Here is a 20952-nt window from a genome sequence, read left to right on the forward strand (position 1 = left end):
GATTGATGTGACTGTAAAAACGTCAAACGCGTTGACGCAAAGACCGTTACCTAACCGTTATCAAGGGTGTTGATTGCTTGGAATGACATGCGTCTTCTCGGTAGGGATGCGCGCTAGGGATTCGTGTCGGTGGGTCGTGAGATCATCGGGGCATGGAGTGGCAGACGACGCTCGCGACCGTGTGGGTCGTCATTGAGTACGCGATCAAGGTCGCGGCCTTGGGGACGGTGCCGGAGAACCGGCGCCCGTCCTCGTCGACGGCGTGGCTGCTGCTGATCTTCCTGCTTCCTGTGGTCGGCCTGCCGCTCTACATCTTTCTCGGCAGCCCGTGGATTCACGGACGCCGCCGCCAGCAGCAGGAGGACGCCTCCAACGCCGTCGAGCGTCTGACCTGCGCTATGCCCGAGCTTCCGCAGGGTGCACAGCCTTCGCAGCACCTGGCAAGCGTCCTGGCCATGAACCGCCGGTTGACGGGACTTCCGTGCGTCACCGGTGAGGTCGTGGACCTGTACTGCGACGCGCGGGAGACCTACGCCGCGATGGCGCGTGTGGTCGACGGCGCCAAGCACCATGTCCACGTCGAGTTCTACATCCAGAGCTGGGACGAGGTCACGGACGTCTTCTACTCGGCTCTGGAGCGCGCGGCCGCGCGCGGGGTCAAGGTGCGGCTCCTCGTTGACCACCTGGGCTCACGCAAGTACCCGGGATGGCGTTCGTTGGGACGGCGCTGGGAGGCTGCCGGGATCCAGTGGCGGCTCATGATGCCGCTACTGCCGCTCAAGCGGCGCTTCCGCCGTCCGGACCTGCGCAACCACCGCAAGCTGCTCATCGTCGACGGCGAGCGGGCCTTCATCGGATCTCACAACATCATCGATCCCACCTACCGTCTGCGCTCGAATATCCGCGCCGGGCGCCACTGGCACGACTTGAGCGTGGAGGTCACGGGGGACATCGTCTCCGAGGCCCAGGCCGTGTTCACCATGGATTGGTTCTTCGAGTCGGGTGAGGACCTGCAGCCCGGAGACCGGGTGGCTCCCGGAACGGCTCTGGACCCGGCCCAAGGCTTCCAGGCCGGGCCTGGTTGCGTCGTCGGTACTCCCGCGCCCCAGCCAGGCCGTCCAGGTGCGGTGGTCAATGCCATGCAGATCATCCCCTCCGGCCCGGGCTACCCCACCGAGCCGAACCTCCGGATGTTCATCTCCCTGATCCAGAACGCCACCAAGCGGGTGTCCATCACGAGTCCCTACTTCATCCCGGACGAGGCGCTGCTCTCCGCGATCACCACGGCGGCCTACCGTGGGGTGGACGTGGAGCTCTTCGTGGGGCTGGAGTCTGACCACCTCATCGTCAACCACGCCCAGCGCTCCTACTACGGCACTTTGCTGGCCGCCGGGGTGCGGATCTACCGTTACCCGGCTCCGACGGTGCTGCACGCCAAGTACATGACGGTCGATGGTGAGGTGGCGGTCATCGGTTCGTCGAATATGGACTTCCGGTCCTTCACGTTGAACTACGAGGTCATGCTGCTGGCCTTCGGCGGCGACCTGGATGACCTCCTGCGTGAGAACGATGCCCTCTACCGAGGTGTCTCCACGGAGCTCACGGCTGAGGAATGGGCCAAGGAGCCCTGGCACCGCCGCTACGTCGACAACGTCTTCCGACTCCTGTCGGCGGTGCTCTAGTGGGTTCATGACATCGCGGCAGCAGGCCTAGCCCAGTCCGGCGTGGCTGGGAGGACAACGCCTCCCAGCCACGCCGGCCTCAGACCTCGGCCGGCAGGCTGCGGACCTCAGACCTTGGCCAGCAGCTTGCTCACTCGCTGCAAGCTGACCTTCTGGCTGGTTCCCAGCGTCTGGGCGAACAGGCTCACCCTCAGCTCCTCAATCAGCCAGCGAGCCTGCACCAGCACGGCCTCCCGCTCAGCGTCATCAGGCAGACCGGCTGCCCGCTGCCGGGCCTGGGCCAGCATCTCCTCGGCCTGCGTCACCTGGTAAGCCAGCGCCGCGTCCTGCGAGGGTGAGGACTCAGCCTTGTCCACCCGGATCGCCAGCGCCTGGAGGAACCGCGGCAGGTGAACCAGCTCGCCAGCAGGCGTCGCCGAGACGAAGCCCGGGTACACGAGCGTGGCAGCGTGCTCGCGCACCTGCTGCAAGGTCGACAGCAGCGCCAGGGAGGTATGCGCCTCCACGGCCTTGTCCACCGCACGCCGCTCGCTCAGCGCGCGCGCCACCACCTGAGCCACTCGGTAGACCTCGTCCTCCAGGTCCTGACGCATGAGCGCGACGAGCTCCTCAAAGACGGCGCGCTCGCGGACCTCGGCCAGGCGCCGCCCGCTGCTGCGCTCCCACTGGGCCGCAACCGTACGTGCCGCCGCCAGCTGCAGATCGGCTACCAGGGCCTCGGTGCTGGAGTACGGGGATGCCGCCAGCACAAGGATCTCCTTGGGGCGCCACCTGCTGGTCACCCGCGCCACCGGCAGCTGCGTGCGCGCCAGCGCCAGGGCCGTCACGCCCTCGCCATGCGCTCGCTCCTGCGCCTGGGCGTCAGGCAGGATCGTCAGGTCCGCCGTCGTCGGCCCCGCCGCCACGAGCGTGGGGTAACCGCGCACCACCAGCCCCGCCGTCCCGGTGGACTCCACCGTGGGCGGGATCGTTGAGCGCTCCGAGCCGTCGAGGCCAGGGACGTCCTTGGGCCAGTCCGTCAGGCCCTTGCGCTCGGCCAAGCCGCTGCGTAGGCCTGCGCCAGGCTTCCCGCCGGTCCCGGTGGCTCTCGCCGTGCCGCCCGCCTGCGTCCCAGAGCCGGCCGACGACGCAGCCGGACGTCCAGCGCGACCGGCAGCGGCGGCATCGTTGCCCTTGGCTCGGCCCTTCTTGCCGCGCCGGGCGCGCGAACGCTCGCGGTCCTGCGCCTCGGCCATCGCCTGCGCCAGAGCCCCACGCACCGCCGAGCGCACAGCAGCCTCAGTGCGACCGGACAGCCGCTTCTGCAGTGCCACCAGGTCCTTGCCGCGGCCGATCTCACGCCCGCGAGAGTCCAGCGCCACGAAGGACACGCGCAGGTGATCAGGCAGGTGCTCCTGCGCCTCGGCCCAGTCCGCCTCGGTCACCTCAACCCCACGCAGCCGGGCCACGGCGGCGGTGAAGGCCTCCTGGAAGCTCGCCGGCGGCGCGCTCGCCCCGGCAGGCGTCTGGTACTCCTCGCGCATCGCGGTCCACACCTGGGCGCCGACGTCGGGAGCCGGCACGAGCTGACGGCGCACCCGCTTGGGCAGCGCCCGGATCGTGGCCACCACGAGCTCGGCCCGCATCCCTGGCACCAGCCAGTCAAAGCCGGCCGGCTCCAGCCGTCCCAGGACCTCCACCGGCACGAGCACGCTCACACCGTCGTCCGCCTGCCCCGGCTCGAAGACGTAGTCCAGCCCGAGGGTAAGGTCACCCTGCACCCAGGCATCGGGGTAGCCGGCGGCCAGCGAGTCCTCGTCCGCCCCCGGCAGCAGCAGCTCGCGGGTGTAGTCCAGCAGGTGCGGGTGGCGCCCCTTCTCCCGTCTCCACCAGGCGTCGAAGTCGTTGGCGCCGGTGACCTCGTCAGGAACGCGGTCGTCGTAGAAGCGGTAGAGCGCCTCGTCGCTGGCCAGCAGCCCGTGCTCGCGGCGGCGCTGCTCGACGTCGCTGAGCTCCTCGATGAGGTCCCGGTTGTGGGACACGAAGCCGTGGCGCGCGTGCCAGCCCCCCTCGACCAGCCCGGAGCGCAGGAACATCTCGCGCGCCACCTCGCGGGCCGCCGGTGTGCCCACCGAGGCCAGCGTGGCCGGGCGGTCGGCAGCCAGCGTCATTCCGTAGACCATGACCTTCTCGTGGACCATGGCGCAGCCGTTCTTGGTGGACCAGTAGGGCTCACCAAAGACCTGGCGCAGCAGGCCAGCCTGGCGCGCGGTCTCCTCAACCCACCGCGAGTCCACCTTGGCCACCGTGCGAGCGAAGAGGTGGCTGGTCTCCACCAGCTCAGCCGTCATCACCCAGTCGTAGGTCTTGCGGCGCAGACCTGAGCCCGGCCAGATCATGAAACGGGTGCCGCGCGCTCCGGAGTACTCCCGGCGCCGCTCGTCCCAGTGCCCCACGTTGGACAGCAGCCCCACCAGCAGCGAGCGGTGGATCGCGTCAGCGTCAGGGGTGTCCGCGCTCTTGCCCAGCGCCACTACCGCTGCCGCCACGTCCCCGTGCGCGATCTGCGCAGCGTGGGAACCCGGTTCCAGCGCCTGGCGGGCCGCACGGATCGAGCGCGCCGTCGGCAGCTCCACCGGCGCGGCGTCCAGGCCGAGCGGCCGGGAGAGCTGGCGCAGCTGGGTGTGGACGTCCTGCCACTCGCGCACGCGCAGGTAGTGGAGGAACTCGGCCTTGCACATGCGGCGGAATGCCGATCCGGACAGCTCGCGGCTCTGGGTGCGCAGGTAGCGCCAGAGGTTGAGGTAGGTCAGGAAGTCACTGGTGGGATCGGCGAAGCGCCGGTGCAGGGCGTCGGCCTGCTCCTGCTTGTCCAGGGGTCGCTCGCGCACGTCCTGGATGGACAGGGCGGCCACGATCACCATGACCTCGCCCGCGCACCCCAGCTCCCCAGCGCGCAGCAGCATCCGGCCCAGGCGCGGGTCGATGGGCAGGCGCGCCAGGCGGCGGCCGACCTCCGTCAGGCGCGGGCCCCGGCTGCTGCGGCCCGAGCGCCCGCTCATGCTGGGCTCGATCGCGCCGATCTCGGTCAGCAGCTGGATCCCGTCGCGCACCGCCCGGTGGTCCGGGGCGTCCAGGAAGGGGAAGTCCTCCACCGCGCCCAGGCCGAGGTTCGCCATCTGCAGGATGACGCTGGCCAACGAGGTGCGCAGGATCTCCGGCTCGGTGTACTCCGGGCGCGAGAGATAGTCCGCCTCGGAGTACAGGCGGATCGCGATGCCATCAGCCACGCGCCCGCACCGGCCCGAGCGCTGGTTGGCGCTGGCCTGCGAGATCGGCTCGATCGGCAGGCGCTGGACCTTGGTGCGGTTGGAGTAGCGCGAGATGCGGGCCAGGCCCGGGTCGATGACGTAGCGGATGCCGGGCACCGTCAGCGAGGTCTCAGCGACGTTCGTGGCCAGGACGATCCGCCGGCACGAGTGGGCCTCGAAGACACGGTGCTGCTCGGCCGCCGTCAGCCGCGAGTACAGCGGCACGACCTCGACGGCTCCGGGCGTGCGGGTACGGCCGTCCATCGTGTAGCGCGGGCCCAGGTGGTCGATGAGCGCCGACTCGGTGTCACGGATGTCCCGCTCACCGGCCAGGAAGACCAGGATGTCGCCAGGGCCGGCTGCCATGAGCTCGTCGACGGCGTCCAGGATGCCGGTGACCTGGTCGCGGTCCTCGGTGGGGGCATGGGAGTGCGGGGCCGGCCTGGCCGGCGGGGGCTGGAGGGCCGCCGGGGAGGACGCCGCCGTGCCGGCGCTCGCGGCCTGCCGTCCGTCCACGTTCGGCTGCCAGGGGGACGACGTCGAAGCCGCGCTAGCGCTCGTTCGCGTCTGCCCGGCTGCGCGCACCTGCGCCCGGCGAGCGCGGGCGGCAGCCCGCACGGCCGGGTCAGGGGAGGTCAGAGCAGCGAGCTCGGCGTCCGTGAGCTCACCGGCAGGAGCCGCTGCCATCGGGGCGTCGGGGTTACTCGCCGGCGCCACCGCGGGGTCGGCCGGCCTGGTCGGCGCTGGCTCGGGAGCGGTCAGTGCCTCCAGCTCCGCCTCGCTGAGGGCGTCGATGTCCGTGCGAGACAGGGCGGACTGGCCCGCTGCCGCAGGACGAGAGCCTGCGTCGTCCTGCGGGACGTGGCCCCCGGCGTGCCGGTTGGGGTCGCGGACCTCGCCCAGTCCGTCGTCAGCCAGCAGGGGCCGGTAGCGGATCTCAACGGGGTAGGTACGCCCCGAGACCTGGATGACGGGGGCCGGCACGCGAGCGGTCAGTGGTGCGCAGGCGCGGTGCGGGGCGGAGCCGGCTGCGTCGTCGTCGGCCTCGCCCGAGCTGGGCACGAGCCCGGCCTCCCCCTCGCGGGTGACCTCCTGGGCGAAGTGGGCCGCGAAGCGCTCGGAGTCGATCGTGGCGGAGGTGATGATGACCTTCAGGTCCGGGCGCTGAGGCAGGAGCCGGGCGAGGTAGCCCAGGATGAAGTCGATGTTGAGGCTGCGCTCGTGGGCCTCGTCCACGATGATCGTGTCATAACGGCGCAGCATCGGGTCGGTCTGGATCTCGGCCAGCAGGATGCCGTCCGTCATGAGCTTGACCAGCGTGTTGGGGCCGGTCTCCTCGGTGAAACGCACCTGGTAACCCACCACGCCGTCGCGGCCGATCGCCGTGCCCAGCTCGTGGGCGATGCGTTCAGCCACCGAGCGCGCGGCGATACGGCGCGGCTGGGTGTGGCCGATCATGCCGGTGATCCCGCGGCCCAGCTCCAGGCAGATCTTGGGCAGCTGGGTGGTTTTTCCTGAGCCGGTCTCGCCGGCGACGATGACGACCTGGTTGGTGCTGATCGCCTCGGCGATCTCCTGGCGACGTGCTGAGACGGGAAGCTCTTCTGGGTAGACCAGGGCTGGCACGCTCGCGGCGCGGGTGGCCAGCTGCTCGGGGGCGAAGCCGGGCCAGGAGCGGCCGCCGCGGTGCTTGCCGCGCCCGGTGTGCTTGCGGCCGCGCGAGGAGCGGCGCTCGCGGGCAGGCTGGGGGGCGACGTCGGAGCCGCGGGCAGTGGCGGCGTCGTCTCGCCCAGAGGCGGTGCCGGTGTCGGGGGCAGCCTCGGCGGAGGTGGCGCCGGCGGGTGCGGCGTGGTTAGTGGTGTGCGCGGCGCTGGTCCCGGCGTCGGAAGGTGTCGTCTCAGTGCTCATACCGGTGCCCATTCTTCCTTAATGACGTCCTTGTGCGGATGTGGGCGTGCTCGCGCGATTGTGGCGTGCTTGTCGGGGCACGGCAGGCACGCCACAATCGCAGCAGTACGCACTCGTACGTGAAGGCACGTCTCAACCGGACAACAGCAGGCCAGTTGGCGTGACGAGGCGCACAGTTTGGGGCGATGATGGGCCCTATGAGTGATCTCGACGCCGATGCCGACTCCGCGGGCGAGCTTGGCAGTTCTCGGGGCGAGGCTGGCAGCACTGCGCAGACCTCCAGTCGCTCCGGCAAGCGCTCCCAGGCTTCCCTCCGCTCCCACCGCGCCGTCGACTCCCGCCGCTCCCATGGCGCCCGCCTCCCCCGCCGCCCCGGCGCGCCTCGCAGCGCGTGGCGGCAGGCGACCCGGGCAGTGGGATGGTGCGTGACGGTGCTGATCTGCGCCGTCGGCCTGCTCAGCCTGGCGCCAGACATCCTGGGCGCAATCAACCCGGCGCTGCGGCTGTCAATACGGGCGCCCTTCACCCAGGCTCTCGCCGTGCGCAGCGCGCTGGTGGTCCTGTTCGCCGCGGTCGGTGTGCTCTTCGTGCTGCTCGCCCTGGTCGGGGCCTGGCGGAGGGACCTGGGGCGGCGGCGCGTCATCATCGCCGTCGTCCTCGTGCTCGTGGCTGGCGTGCACGCCTGGGTGCTCGCCGATCGAGGCCTGGGCCGGAGCGACGAGGCGCGGCCGGCGATGGCCCAGGCGGCCGATGCCGACCCCGGCGACTGGGACGGAAGCCTGACGATGCTGTCCTTCAACACCTACATGGGCCGAGCCAAGGTGATCGACCTGGCGCTGGAGGTCCGGCAGGTCGCGCCGGACGTCGTCGTCCTGCTGGAGGCCAGTGAGGAGCTGACGCAGCAGCTGCTCGAGCTCACCGGGCAGGACGGCTTCTCCTTCACGGCTTTCACAGCCGGTGACGGTGGCAGCAGTCTGACGACGACGGTGCTCGTCTCCGCCGCGATCGGTCCCTACGAGCAGGGCAAGGTCTCCGGTATGGGGCACGGCGCCGTCTACCTCACTCCGGCGGGAGGCGATGAGCTCAACGGGCATGCACGCCCGACGATCCTGGGCGTGCACACCATCGCGCCCCTGCCCAGCACCATGGAGCTGTGGAGGCAGTCCGTAGAGAAGGTCGTGGAGCGATGCCAGTCGCCCCAGGCGGGGCTGGTGGTCGCAGGAGACTTCAACGCCACGCTGGACCACGCAGTGATGCGAGAGCTGGGCGGCTGCGCGGATGCTGCGGTCCAGGGCGGGGTTGGTGGCCTGGCGACCTGGCCCACCTCGACGCGTACGGCCTTGTTCGGCGCGACGATCGACCACGTTCTGGTGGATGCGGTCACATGGCGCACGCGCTGGGCGGAGGTAGTGCAGGTCGCGGGCTCGGACCACCGCGCGCTCGTCGTCGAGCTGGAGGGGCGCGCGGAAGCGGCGAGCCTGTGACGGCCCAGTCGGATGACGCCTTGCGGTGAGGTGCTGGAGCTGTTCCGAGGTCTCGGCGTCGTCGGCCAGCGCAGCCGGTCAGGCCGGTTGGCGCCGGCTCGGACGGTTAGGCGGGTTAGCGCAGGCGGCGGGCGAACCAGTCGACGCCGAGCTGGGCGACCTGGACCTGGGCATCCTCCGCGTCCTCGGCGTGGACCTGGACGAGCTGGCTGCCGTCACGCAGCAGCGCGAAGCCCTCGGTCGCCCCGGCGGTGGAGTCGGGGAACTCCTCCGTCAGCGCGCCGTGCAGCATGAGGACGGGCCAGGGTAGGTCCGCCATGATCTGTGCAGGCTCCTGCAGTGAGACGTCGGCCAGGGTCTGCTTGGACAGGACGTCCCACTCGCGCGAGTTGGGGTTGTCATCGACGAGGCGGGTCAGGCCGTGTCGGTCGAGCTCGTCGAGCTGCTCGGGGGAGAAGACGTTTTCCCACAGGATCGACTGCGGGCCGACCACCGCCCCGGAGAGCACCACGGCGCGTACGGGCTCCGGGCGGGCCAGCAGCACCGCCGTCGCCCCGAATCCGTTGGCGTGCACGCCTTGGCGCGAGTAGCCCAGGTCCTCCAGCCAGCCGCACACGGCCTGGAGGTCATCGCTCTCGCCGGCCAGGGTCACGACGTCGTCGTCGGACTCGCCCAGGCCGGAGAAGTCGAACTGGAAGGTGGCGTAGCCCGCCTGGCGGTACCGCGCCGCGAGCTGGTCCAGGCGGTAGCTGAAGCCGTGGCGGTCGGTGAGGAAGTCGTGCGCCAGGATGATGACGGCCTCGTGGCGCGCTGGGGCGGTTCCGCCCTCGCGAACGAGCGTGGTCAGCGCCTCGGGGTCGAGATCGGCGACGCCGTCGGGCAGGCGGAGCGTCCCGGACAGGGAGATGCCCCGGGCCGTGTCGATGCGGACGTCAGTCATGCTCCCAACCTAGGCCAGCCGGCGCTCGCGGGCGACGGACCTGTGGCGGGGCCCGGGGGATTGCGCTGGCAGCGTGATGCTTGCGCCGCCGCCCCGCGGTGCATGGCGCGACCTCATGTGGGCTGCTGCGGCGTGGTGCTTCCGTGGCGCTTGTCACTACTGCCTGGCGCTCGCCGCTACCTCTTCCTGTCTTTCGCTATCCCGCGGTGTTGGTCGACCGTGCGTGTGTGGGTCAGCTCTTGCTTTCGTTGCTACCCCGCGGCGTCCACCGCTACCCCGTTGTGCCTGTCGCTACTCCTTGGTGTTGGTCGCTACCCCGTAGCGGGCGCCCCCTCCGCTTTCGACGCTATCCCATGGTGCTGGTCGCTACCGTCTCCTGCCTTTCGCTACCCCTTGGTGTTGGTCGCTACCCGGTAGCGCGTGCTGCGGGGTAGCGAAGGAAACGAAGGGGTAGCGGCGATGGTGGAGGGGTAGCGGAGGGCGGGCAGTGACGCGGTTGGGCCCCGTGCTTGTGCGGTTTGCTACTACCCCATGGTGTCCACCGCCACCCGGTTCTGGCGTTCGCTACCCCTTGGTGTTGGTCGCTACCCGGTAGCGCGTGCCACGGGGTAGCGAAGGAAACGAAGGGGTAGCGGAGGTAACGGTGAGGTAGCAGAGGACGGGCGTGGGCGGTCTTGGTGGGAGTGCGGAGGGCGCGAAGGATGGGCAAACGCAGCGGCTGCGCCGGTGGCATCGGCGAAAATGCTCGTCGCCACCAGGGTCTGCCGCCAGCCCCGTTACCGCCAGGCCCGCGGCCGCCAGCCCCTCGGTCGCTAGGGCCTGCCGCCACCAGAGGAGCACAAACCAAATGGTTAGTTTCTTGCGGTATGGCGCGATTTGCGTGAGCGCCCGGCCGTCGGTGTAAGGTCTGCTCCAACATCCATCCAGAGCGGCTGAGAGACCTGGCTCTATGACGCCGCAGCAACCCTCACGCGGGGTGCTTCCGCCAGGATCGATGGAGAACACCATGTCGCCGTCCCTGGCACAGCCGTATACCCGTCACGTCGCCCCCAAGCCTTCCCCGGCAGCTATCGCGCCGTCTCTCACTCCCGCCGAGCCCGCCCGCCCGAGCCTGTCCCTGGAGCTCTTCCCTCCCCGCCCGGGCCGCTACGCCTCGCAGACCTGGGGCGCTCTCGACCGGCTCCTTGCCGCCCGCCCCGACTTCGTCTCGGTGACCTACCGTCCCCGCTTCATCACGACAGCGGGCGGCCCGACCGCAGCAGCAGGCTCTCCCACGCGCCTGCACGTCGTGCGCGAGCACAACCCCTCCGAGGACGTCGTCGCCCACGTCATCGCCACCTCCCGCGTCCCGCTCATGGCCCACCTGACGTGCCTGGGCTACCGCAAGGCCAACGTCGTCGAGATCGTTCGCCTCTTCCTCGACATGGGGGTCAGGCGCTTCCTCGCCCTGCGCGGAGACCCGCCGCGTGGCGTGGCTGCCGAGGACGTCGTTGGCGAGCTGCGCCACGCCGACCAGCTCGTCCGCGTCATTCGTGAGGTCGAGGCCGAGTACTTCGACGACGGCGCCCGCCACGTCCAGGTGGCAGTGGCCGCCTACCCGGCCGCCGTTGACTACGCCCGCGAGATCGGGGTGCTCGCCGCCAAGCAGGCCGCGGGCGCGGACCTGGCCATCACCCAGGTCTTCTACGAGTCCGAGGACTACCTCGCTCTGGCCCGCGCCGCCAGCTACTGCGGCGTCACCATGCCCATCCTGCCCGGTATCATCCCGCTGACCGACCTGCGGCGCCTGACCCGCTTGGAGGACCTGACCGGCGTGAGCGTGCCGACTCGGCTGAGCCAGACCCTGACCTCGCGCCAGGGCGCTTCGGTCATGACCGCCGGCATCGACGCCACCCTCCAGCTTGCCGGCGACCTCATTGAGGGAGGCGCGCCCGGCCTGCACCTCTACACCTTCAACCGCACCCGCCCCGCCCTGGACGTCATCTCCCAGTTCCGCCTGGGCGGGGTGCTCGACGGTGCCCGCCCTGACCGCGTCACCCAGCGCGAGATCGCCCGCGCCTACATCAACGCCGTGCCAGGTTCCGGCGCGCGGCTGACGGGGCGAATGCCGGTGGCGGCTCGGCCCTGACGGGTGCCGGGTCCCGCCGTTGCGGGTCCGCCACCGGCCGACGCCGCAGGGACCGTACGTCCTCATCCCTCCCCGCGCCGTGCGCGTCCTGACCTCGATGACTGCCAGACAGAAAGGCATCCCATGACCTCCATCAACCACCCCAGCGCCACGCAGCCCTCCACCACGGGCTCGCAGATCCCCACCACGCCCTTGCCGCCGGCCACGATCCTCGGCTACCCGCGCATCGGCGCCGACCGCGAGCTCAAGCGCGCGGTGGAGTCCTACTGGAAGGGTGCCACCGACCTGGCGGCCTTGCGTCGCTCGGCTCGGTCCTTGCGCGAGGCCACTCGATCCCACCTGCGCGAGCTTGGACTGACCGGCCCTAGCGCTGTGCCGGCGGACTTCGCCTACTACGACCAGGTCCTCCAGGTCACCACGGCCTTCGGTGCCCTGCCCACCCGCTTCGCCGACCTGGGTGGCAGCGCCGGCGAGGGCTACCCCGGCACGGACCTTCCCGGCTACTTCACGGCCGCGCGAGGCCAGGGTGAGTGCGCGGCGCTGGAGATGACCAAGTGGCTGGACTCGAACTACCACTACCTCGTCCCCGAGCTCGACGAGCACACCCCCCTGGACTACGTGCCCGGCTTCGCCGCCGTCGACCCGACGGATGGCCCTGGCGCCCAGGTCCTGGAGGCGGAGCGCGCCGGCGAGGAGGTGCCGCGGCCCGTCGTCGTCGGACCGGTGACCTACCTGCTGCTGGCCAAGGCCTCCGACGAAGCCGGCCCGGACTTCCACCCGCTCGACCGCCTGCCCGACCTGCTCGCTGCCTACGGACACCTCCTGGGCGACCTGTGGGCAGCCGGCGCCCAGTGGGTCCAGCTTGACGAGCCGGCGCTGGTGTCCGACGCCTGGGACGTGCCGCGCCAGCAGGTGCTGGAGGCTGTGCGCGCCGCCTACACCTGGATCGGCGCCATCGCCGAGCGTCCCCAGGTGCTGGTGGCGGGCACCTACGGCTCGCTGGGGGACGCTCTGCCCGTTCTCGCTGCCACTGAGATCGAGGGCGTGGCCCTGGACTTGGTGGCTGGGCAGCGGCCGACGGCGCAGGAGCTGGGGTCGCTCGGCGGCAAGAGCGTTGTGGCCGGCGTGGTCTCGGGGCGCAACGTGTGGCGTACGGACCTGGAGGCGGCGCTGGAGCTCCTGGAGGGCCTGCGCCGCGACCTGCCTGAGGACGCGCCGCTGGTGGTAGGGACCTCCACCTCGCTCCAGCACGTGCCGCACGACGCCGAACGTGAGACCTCCCTGCCGGCCGACGTGCGCTCGTGGCTGGCCTTCGCCGACCAGAAGGTCGCCGAGGTCGGGGTACTGGCCCGCGCTCTGGCCCAGGGGCAGCAGGCGGTGGCGCAGGAGCTGGCGCTCGATGCCCGCCTGCGCGAGGAGCGGGCCACCCACCCGGGCGTGAACCGGGCCGAGGTGCGATCCGCCGCCGGCGCCGTGAGCGCGGCTGACCGCCAGCGCTCGCCTTATGCCGAGCGTCAGAAGGTCCAGGCGGCGCGGCTGAGGCTTCCGCTCCTGCCGACGACGACGATCGGCTCCTTCCCGCAGACCGCCCAGATCCGCACGGCTCGGGCTGCGTGGCGCCGCGGCGAGCTTGACCACAGTGGTTACGAGCAGGCGATGCGCCAGGAGATTGCGCGCGTGGTGGAGCTCCAGGAGGAGATCGGGCTGGACGTGCTCGTCCACGGCGAGGCTGAGCGCAATGACATGGTTCAGTACTTCGCGGAGCTGCTGGACGGCTTCGTGACCACCGAGCACGGCTGGGTGCAGTCCTACGGCTCGCGGTGCACGCGGCCCTCGATCCTGTGGGGCGACGTGAGCCGGCCCGCGCCGATGACGGTGGCCTGGTCCTCCTACGCACAGTCGCTGACGGACAAGCCGCTCAAGGGCATGCTCACCGGACCGGTGACGATCATGGCCTGGTCCTTCGTGCGTGACGACGTGCCGCGGGCGCTGGTGGCTGACCAGCTCGGGCTGGCGCTGCGCGAGGAGGTCGCGGACCTGGAGGCTGCCGGGATTCCGGTGATTCAGGTGGATGAGCCGGCGATCCGCGAGACGCTGCCGCTGCGCCGGGCCGAGCGTGCGGACTACCTGAAGTGGTCGGTCGGAGCGTTCCGCTTGGCGACCGGTGGCGCGGGCGCGGCGACGCAGATTCACACCCACCTGTGCTACTCCGAGTTCGACGTGGTCATTGACGCGGTTGACCACCTGGATGCGGACGTGACCTCGATCGAGGCGTCGCGCTCGCGGATGGACATCCTGCCGGCGGTGGCTGAGCACGGTTTCGAGCGGCAGCTGGGGCCGGGCGTGTGGGACATCCACTCGCCTCGTGTGCCGTCGGTGGACGAGTGCGAGGAGCTGCTGGAGCGCGCGGTGGCGGCGCTGGGTATTGAGCAGCTGTGGGCCAACCCGGACTGCGGGCTCAAGACGCGTGGTTACGAGGAGACGGTGGCGAGCCTGCGGCACCTGGTGGAGGCCGCCCAGCGCGTGCGCGCGCGGAGGTAAGAAAGGGGAGGGCTCGGCGCGGGCGTCTTCGGCAGCGGGCCCAACCTGTGCGTGCTGAGGTCAGTCTCTGCGTTCCTGCCAACAGGGGCCGCATCCGTGGGGCCCGGCGTGCGTGTTTGGGTGGGGTTTGCCAGAAGTGCCCCGGCCACCTGGCCGACTTCGCTCGTGCGTCGCCCTCGTTTGCCCAGCCGTCGCTATCCCTTTGTTTCCTTCGCTATTCCTTGGTGTTGCCCGCTATCCCGTGGCGCGTGCGTTGCTGAGTGTGCGGGCGGTCGTCGCCACCTCGTTCTGTCCTTCGCTATCCCTTCGTGTCGCTCGCTACCCCACAGCGCGCGCTACGGGGTAGCGAGCGACACGAAGGGATAGCGACGGTGGCGGTGGGGTAGCGATGGTGGCAATGAGGTAGCGAAGGACAGGAACGGGTAGGGCTGGTCGGCGCACAGAAGGGTGGCGGCGGCGGGAAGGACTGGCACGGGCGGTGCCATCGAGTCTTCCGCCGATGGGCGCACTTGCCGGGGCTGGATTCGTCAGTGCGTGCAGCGCACGCCGACGTCGGCCAGGATCTGCAGCAACGGCTCGCCCTGCCAGGCGTCCCGCCACAGCCAGCGCACGACTCGCATGCCCGAGGCACGTTCAACGGCGATCTCACGCCGACGCTCATCCTGGATGACCTCCTCGATCGGTCGGCCGGCCATCTGGCGTCCGTACTTGACGTTGCCGTCGAACTCGCCGATGACGCCCAGGTCTGGCCAGATGAAGTCCACGCGCCCGACGAGCCGTCCTCGCGGGTCCCAGATCTCATCCTGGAGACGTGGTAGCGGTAGGTGGTGCTCGATCATGACCGCGCGGCTGAGGCTCTCTCCCGGTGACTCGGAGCGCGGATCCGCGACCTCGATCCACCGGCGGAGCCGGGTGTTGCCCGAGGTATGTGGGTGAGCATCCACGAGCGAGAGGAGCTGCTCCTTTGTCACGTTGCCGCGTCGCAGGGCGGCGTCGAGGCTCGTGAGGTTGGAGGCGAAGGGCCGACGCCGACCGAGGTCGATGAGCGTCTGAGCCACGCTGGTCACGCGGATGCCGTCGATCTCCACCATGTCGCAGTCCTCGGGCGCGGGGAGAGTACGGGTTGCGGCGGTGGTTTTGCCGCCGGTGCGTCCGCGGCGGACGAGCTGAACGCGCTCGGGCAGTTTGCCGATCAGCGGCAGACCGTGAATGACGGCCGCTGATTCGCGCGCGATCGCCGCCTCGCCGCTCAGCCGGCCCACGAGTCGTAGCGCGCACAGGCGAGTGAGGTGGCGCTGGCTGAGATCCAGGGCCTTGAACTCCTGACGGTTGACGTAGGCCCCGCGCAGCAGAGGCATGAGATCGCTGTCCGATTGACGCGTCGAACGGGCGAAGCTCTTGGAGCTCACCCCGTCAAGAGTCAGGTCCCTGGTCAGCGTGATGCTGATTGGTGCGGTCCACATGCACCAAGGATTGCGCGGTCGGTCGGCTGCCCGCAGACGACCTGTGGACGGGCGTTGCCGAGGGTGTCACGGGGGTTGCCTGTGGAGCCCGGGCGGCGACTATCGGGGCGAATGTGACGGGTGGGAATACGGCGTCGCGTCGGCGCAGATCGCTCCCGGGCGGCCGTTGCCGTCCCTCGCTCGCGTTCGCTACCTCTCTGTTTCCTTCGCTATCCCGTGATGGCGTTGGCTACCCCGTAGCGCGTGCGGAACTGAATACCTGGACAACTGCCGCTACCTCGTTCTGTCCCTCGCTATCCCTTGGTGTTGGTCGCTATCCGGTGGCGCGCGCTGCGGGGTAGCGGAGGGCTCGGCGGGGTAGCGGAGGGAGCGGTGGGGTAGCGATCTCTCCTACGCGCCGGTGCCAGAGTCAGCCCCAGATCCAGAGTCAGCCCCAGATCCAGAGTCAGCGCCAGCGGGCCGCCCCAGTGACCGCGCGGCCTCGACGGCGCGGCGCACCTTGGCCTCGTCGGTGCGCTGAGGAGCGCCCGGCGCGCAGTCGTCACGCGAGCAGCGCATGTGAATCTCCCGCACACCCGTGCGCTCAATGACCTCCGCGGTGTTCGCCGGGCGCACGTGCCCGGCGGCGATGACGCGTGGCCCGCCGGGCGTACTCACGAGCCCACGCAGCACCTCCGCGCCTTCCAGCGCCGTAGGCGACCCGCCCGAGGTCAGCACGTAGTCCACCCCGAGCCCGCCCAGGTCCCCGTAGGCCTCGACCAGGTCGCGGGTGGCGTCGATCGCCTTGTTGAAGGTCACCGGAGCCCCGTCAGCGGTGTCGATGAGCAGCCGCAGCAGGCCACGGTCGATGACGTGCTCGCTGGTGAGCACCCCCATGACGAAGCCGATCTCAACGGCCGGCGGCTGCGGCGCGACCGAACCAGCGACCCGCTGCGGGCGGGTGTACTCGCTCATCTCGCGCGCGAGCGCGGCCATTCGGCGCACGTCAGCCACCATGGCGCGGCCCTCGTCCGAGCTGAAGACGAAGGAGCCTCCGCGTGGGCGGATCATGATGCGCAGCCCGAAGGGCGCGGCATCAGGCTGCTTGGCCCAGTGCGGTCCAGCCAGCGCCCGACGCTGCGCCACCTCCTCAGAGGCGGCGAAGATCGCGGACTCGACCGTCCCGATTGACGGCGTGGTGCCCTCAGCGCCGAGGTTGTCACACAGCTCGGCGCGGTCGGCTCCGGCGCGCGCGGACAGCCGCACGCCCTCAACGTCCTCGGTACAGATCTCGACGACGACGTGCGGCATGTCGCGCCACGGGGTCGTCTCAGGGGCGGGGGAGGACAGGTGGCGTAGAGAGGGCGCGGAGCCTGCAAGCCGCATCGCGTTCATGTCCTGAGTGTGACACGCGCGTGCAGGCGATGTGCGGGTTTGCCGCTCAACTCTGCGCGAAGGTCGTGACGCAGCGTCGTCATGACCAGGCGCGGCGGCGGGGGACAATGTCTCAGCCCGCTCCTGGCCGCGGGCAAGGAGGTCACCCCGTTGTCCCAGCCCGCCAGCATGCCCGACGCCGCGCCCTCGCCCGACGCTGCTCCCTCACCTCATCGCACCCGTGCGCCACACCCTGCCCGTGCGGTCAGCCCCGCCACAACCGACGCCACCCGCTCTACCCGCGAGCCCCGCCCTGCCCTCGGCACCCGCCGGGGTTGCCAGGCCACCGTGGCAGCAGCGGCAACAACGACGGTCGGTGCCTTGGCTCAGGCCTGGGCTCTCATCTGCCTCGGGCGCGGTCTGGGCGCTCTGTCCCCCTTCCTCATGCCTGTCACCCCGGCCGCGCGCCTAGCCGACCCCACCGCCGACTGGCGAGCCAGCGCCCTGCAGGCGGTGCTCGCTGCGCTCGTGGCCGCGGTCTGCGCCGGCGCCACCCAGCTCATCGCCCGCTCCAGCGCCGCGTCGGAGGAAGGTCATATTCGCCGTCGGGTGCTCGCGCACCTGCTCGACCTGGGGCCGGGGGCCGTGAGCGAGGCCCGCTCTGGCGCGACCGTGGCCCTGCTGACCGACGGCGCTGAGCGCGTGGCCGCCTACCGGCAGACCTTCCTGGCCCCCACCATCGCCGCTGTCTCCTCCCCGTTGCTGGTCCTGGCCCTGACCGCCGTGACGGTTGATGCCGTGAGCGCAGCCGTCCTGGCCCTGCTCTTCGTGGCGGTTCCCGGGGGCATCGCGCTAGCGCACAAGCGACTGCGCCGCTCCTCGGGTGGCTCGCGCAGCCAGCGCATGCGCCTGGCCGCGGAGTACCTCGACGCGCTCCAGGGCCTGACCACCCTGGCCCTGGCCCGGGCTGCCAGCCGCCGCGGCGCCGCCCTGCGCGAGCGTGGCGAGGCCAATCGCCGCGCCCTCATGCGGCTGCTGGCGGGCAACCAGCTCGTCATCCTGGTCACGGACGGCCTCTTCTCCCTCCTGCTGGTCACCGTTGCGGCCGCCCTTGCCCTGGCGCGTCTGGCCGGCGGCGCTCTCGACCTCGGCGGCGCCCTCGCGCTGGTGCTGGTCTCACTCACGCTGCTGGAGCCCTTGGACCACGTGGGCTCCTTCTTCTACGTTGGGATGGGCGGGATGGCCAACCAGCGTGCCATGCGTCGGGTCCTGGCCCGGCGCCGTCCCGTCCCCGCCACCTGCTCGCCGGCCGACGACGACGCAGCCTCCCTGCCTGGCACGCGCACCGAGCCCGTGGTCGCCCTGCGGTCGGTGAGCGCAGCCTGGCCGTTGCCGGTGGTCCTCGGTGCAGGCCACCCGGGCGGCCAGCCTGGCCGCCACCCCGGCGGCCAGCCTGGAGGGCGTCGCGGCGACCACTCGGGCCAGCAGGCCGAGGGGCACCCGAGTGCTCGGCCTGCTGGCCCAGGCCACCGGACCGCGAATGGAAGCTCCGAGCGACGAGTTCAGGAGCACCGCCTCCGCCCGGTGCTGACCGACGTCGACCTGGAGGTTCCCGCCGGGCGGCGCCTAGCCGTCGTCGGGCCCTCGGGCGCGGGCAAGTCAACCCTGCTGGCCCTCCTGGCCGGCGACCTCCTACCCACCAGCGGCACCGTGAGCATCAACGGCACGCGCTCCAGCGCCGCCACGGCGGATGAGGTGCGGGGAGCCAGCGCCCTGGTCACCCAGTCCACCTGGTTGTTCACCGGCACCATCGCGGACAACCTGCGCCTGGCCGATCCTGATGCCACACCTGAGCGGATGTGGTGGGCGCTGGAGGCGGCGAACCTCGCCGACGAAGTCCGCGCGATGTCGCAGGGCCTGGAGACCGCGGTAGGCGAGCGGGGGATGAGCCTGTCAGGCGGGCAGGCCCAGCGCCTGTCACTGGCGCGCGCCTTCCTGGCTGACCGGCCACTGCTGCTTCTGGACGAGCCCACCAGCCAGGTCGACCTCGCCAGTGAGGCCCAGATCGTTGAGGCGATCGAGCGCCTGGCTGAGGGACGCACCGTCGTCACCGTCTCCCACCGTGCCGGGGCGCTGACGGCCTGCGACCGCGTGGTCACGGTTGAGAACGGGGGTCTGCGATGAGCAGGTCAGCCACCCCGGGGAGGACCCCGGAGAACGCCTCGTCCAGCGCCGCGCCGGAGACGGCCCCGCAGCCTTCCACCTCGCGTGACGCCGCTCCCCAGATCCTGCCCCAGACCCAGGGCCAGCCCCAGACCCAGCAGCCCCCGCGCGCGACCACACGCCCGACCACGCGTGCGCTCGTGGCCTGGTTGGTGCGTGCCACCCGACCCGTGCTCTCGCCCCTGGCTGCCTCGGCGGCCTGCCGTGTGATCGCCCAGCTGCTGGGAGTCGGGCTCGTCGCGCTCGCGGCCTGGGGCGTGGTCGACGCTGCCCAGGACGTGCTCGCCGGCCGGGCCCCTCGCCTGTGGCAGCCGGTGGCCGGCATGGCAGTGCTCGCCGTGCTCAAGGCAGCCTTCCGCTACGGCGAGCAGTACCTCGGTCACCTTGTGGCCTTCCAGTGCCTGGAGATCCTGCGCGCCCGACTCTTCACGGCCCTGGCCCCGCGCGCGCCACGGGTCATGATCACTGCGCGCACGGGCGACCTGCTGGCCCGCGCCACCAAGGACGTCGACCGCATCGAGACCTTCTACGCCCACACCTTCGCCCCGGCGGTGAGCGCCGTGGTGGTTCCCGTCGTGGTGCTCACGGCAGCTGGCGTCACCACCACCTTGGCGGTGGCCGGTGCTGCGGCGCTGACCGTGCTCATCGCCGCCGTCCTCGTCCCCACGCTGGGCTGGGGCGCCAGCCGGGCGGCCTCGCGCCGCGCCGTCGTCGCCCGCGCTGAGCTGACCCAGCACGTGACGGACTCCGTTCAGGGCGTGCGCGAGATCGTCGGCTACGGTCGCGTGGCTGAGCGCCTGGCCGCTACGGCCGAGCATGACGACGACGTCGCCCATGCCGCCCGGCCCCTCATCCTCACCGTGTCCGCACGGCGGCTGGCGGTCCAGCTCCTCGTCCTGCTCGCGCCGGTGCTCGTGCTGCTCGTGGGGGCCCAGGCGGTGCTCGACGGGAGCGTCGGCCTGGCGGCGCTCGCCGCTGCGGCAGCCGCCGTCGCGCGCCTGGGGGAGACGGTGCGCGGGGTGGAGGACCTGGCTGGCGCCCTGTCTGGTGCGCTGGCTGCGGCTGAGCGGGTCCACGCCGTCGTCACCGCGGCCCCGGAGCTGGCCGACGGCGACGGCGAGCTGAGGCGTGGCGCGCATGAGCTGCGCTGGGAGTCGGTTACCTACGCCTATCCCGGCGGGCGCCGCCCGGTGCTGCATGACGTGAGCCTGACGGCGCAGGCGGGAGCGTGGACGAGCCTGGTGGGTGCCTCAGGATCAGGCAAGACCACCGTGGCGCACCTGGCCCTGCGCTTTGACGACCCGCAGTCGGGGGCGGTGCGCGTGGACGGGGTGGCCCTGCCCGAGGTGTCGGCCGACTCCCTGCGCCGCGAGGTGGCGCTCGTGGGGCAGGAGGAGGCGCTGCTGCGCGGGAGCGTGGCGGACAACGTCAGGCTCGCGGCGCCGTCGGCCACGCTGGACCAGGTGGAGCAGGCGTGCCGGGTGGCCTGCGTCCACGAGGAGGTCATGGCGATGCCGGGCGGTTACGAGGCGCCCCTGGGGGAGCGCGGCGCTAGCGTGTCTGGCGGGCAGCGGCAGCGTCTGGCCCTGGCGCGGGCGCTGCTGGCTGAGCCGGGCGTGCTCGTGCTCGACGAGTTCACCTCGCACCTGGATCCGGCGCTGGACGCCCGGGTGCGCCAGAGCGTGCGGGCGTGGGCGCGTCGGCACGGGACCACCGTGGTCGAGGTGACGCACCGGCTGGAGCGGATCGGGGAGTCGGACCACGTCGTCGTGCTTGATGGCGGGCGCGTGGTGCAGGCCGGGACGCCGGACCGGCTGCTGGCCGAGGAGGATGGTCCGCTGGCCAGGCTCGTGGCGCGCGAAGCCGGCTGAGCGGCGGGCGGTCTGAGCCGCGGGCTGCCCTCCATCTAGATCGTGGTTTCCTGTGCAGGACCGGGGCAT

At 71.2% G+C, this 20952-nt stretch carries 10 protein-coding genes and 1 riboswitch; of the genes, 6 read left to right on the forward strand and 4 right to left on the reverse strand.

Translation table 11 applies throughout. From position 1 onward, the window contains the following. Positions 1-152 precede the first annotated feature (152 nt). Positions 153-1682, forward strand: coding sequence for a phospholipase D-like domain-containing protein (locus CYJ26_RS07165; protein WP_006548028.1), 1530 nt, complete (start codon positions 153-155; stop codon positions 1680-1682). A gap of 107 nt (positions 1683-1789) precedes the next feature. Here the strand turns inward: CYJ26_RS07165 and CYJ26_RS07170 are convergent, their stop codons facing one another. Then, on the reverse strand, positions 1790-6880 hold the full coding sequence (locus tag CYJ26_RS07170; protein WP_244902040.1) for a DUF3418 domain-containing protein: 5091 nt from the start codon (positions 6878-6880) through the stop codon (positions 1790-1792). Between the two features lie 197 nt (positions 6881-7077). On the opposite strand from CYJ26_RS07170, the gene CYJ26_RS07185 reads away from it, so the two are divergent. Further along, positions 7078-8364 carry an endonuclease/exonuclease/phosphatase family protein gene (locus tag CYJ26_RS07185; RefSeq protein WP_048681545.1) on the forward strand — a complete coding sequence of 429 codons (1287 nt, stop codon included), beginning with the start codon at positions 7078-7080 and terminating at the stop codon, positions 8362-8364. A 115-nt stretch (positions 8365-8479) separates the two neighbouring features. Here CYJ26_RS07185 and CYJ26_RS07190 read toward each other — a convergent pair whose 3' ends face one another. Then, positions 8480-9304, reverse strand: a complete 825-nt coding sequence (locus CYJ26_RS07190) for an alpha/beta hydrolase family protein (RefSeq protein WP_006548033.1) — start codon at positions 9302-9304, stop codon at positions 8480-8482. A gap of 916 nt (positions 9305-10220) precedes the next feature. After that, positions 10221-10305: riboswitch (SAM riboswitch) on the forward strand. Here CYJ26_RS07190 and CYJ26_RS07195 point away from each other — a divergent pair. Together CYJ26_RS07195 and metE are read left to right on the forward strand one after the other, a co-directional pair. Next, on the forward strand, positions 10299-11432 hold the full coding sequence (locus CYJ26_RS07195; protein WP_034235951.1) for a methylenetetrahydrofolate reductase: 1134 nt from the start codon (positions 10299-10301) through the stop codon (positions 11430-11432). Its footprint overlaps the riboswitch before it by 7 nt. 123 nt (positions 11433-11555) lie before the next feature. Next, positions 11556-13973, forward strand: coding sequence for a 5-methyltetrahydropteroyltriglutamate--homocysteine S-methyltransferase (gene metE / locus CYJ26_RS07200; RefSeq protein ID WP_180950867.1), 2418 nt, complete (start codon positions 11556-11558; stop codon positions 13971-13973). A gap of 527 nt (positions 13974-14500) precedes the next feature. On the opposite strand, the gene CYJ26_RS07205 is transcribed toward metE, so the two are convergent. Both CYJ26_RS07205 and CYJ26_RS07210 read right to left on the reverse strand, forming a co-directional pair. Then, complete coding sequence (locus CYJ26_RS07205) at positions 14501-15436, reverse strand: hypothetical protein (protein WP_081944925.1); 936 nt, start codon at positions 15434-15436, stop codon at positions 14501-14503. Positions 15437-15826: 390 nt separating this feature from the next. Then, on the reverse strand, positions 15827-16801 hold the full coding sequence (locus tag CYJ26_RS07210; protein ID WP_024035090.1) for a copper homeostasis protein CutC: 975 nt from the start codon (positions 16799-16801) through the stop codon (positions 15827-15829). A 90-nt stretch (positions 16802-16891) separates the two neighbouring features. On the opposite strand from CYJ26_RS07210, the gene CYJ26_RS07215 reads away from it, so the two are divergent. Beyond that, positions 16892-18973, forward strand: a complete 2082-nt coding sequence (locus CYJ26_RS07215; protein WP_053091453.1) for an ATP-binding cassette domain-containing protein — start codon at positions 16892-16894, stop codon at positions 18971-18973. Beyond that, positions 18970-20883, forward strand: coding sequence for an ABC transporter ATP-binding protein (locus CYJ26_RS07220; RefSeq protein WP_101638200.1), 1914 nt, complete (start codon positions 18970-18972; stop codon positions 20881-20883). The genes CYJ26_RS07215 and CYJ26_RS07220 overlap by 4 nt, the downstream gene beginning before the upstream one ends. The last annotated feature ends 69 nt before the right edge of the window (positions 20884-20952 follow it).

The sequence above is a fragment of the Actinomyces urogenitalis genome (assembly GCF_002861525.1).
In the GTDB taxonomy this organism is placed as follows: Bacteria; Actinomycetota; Actinomycetes; order Actinomycetales; family Actinomycetaceae; genus Actinomyces; species Actinomyces urogenitalis.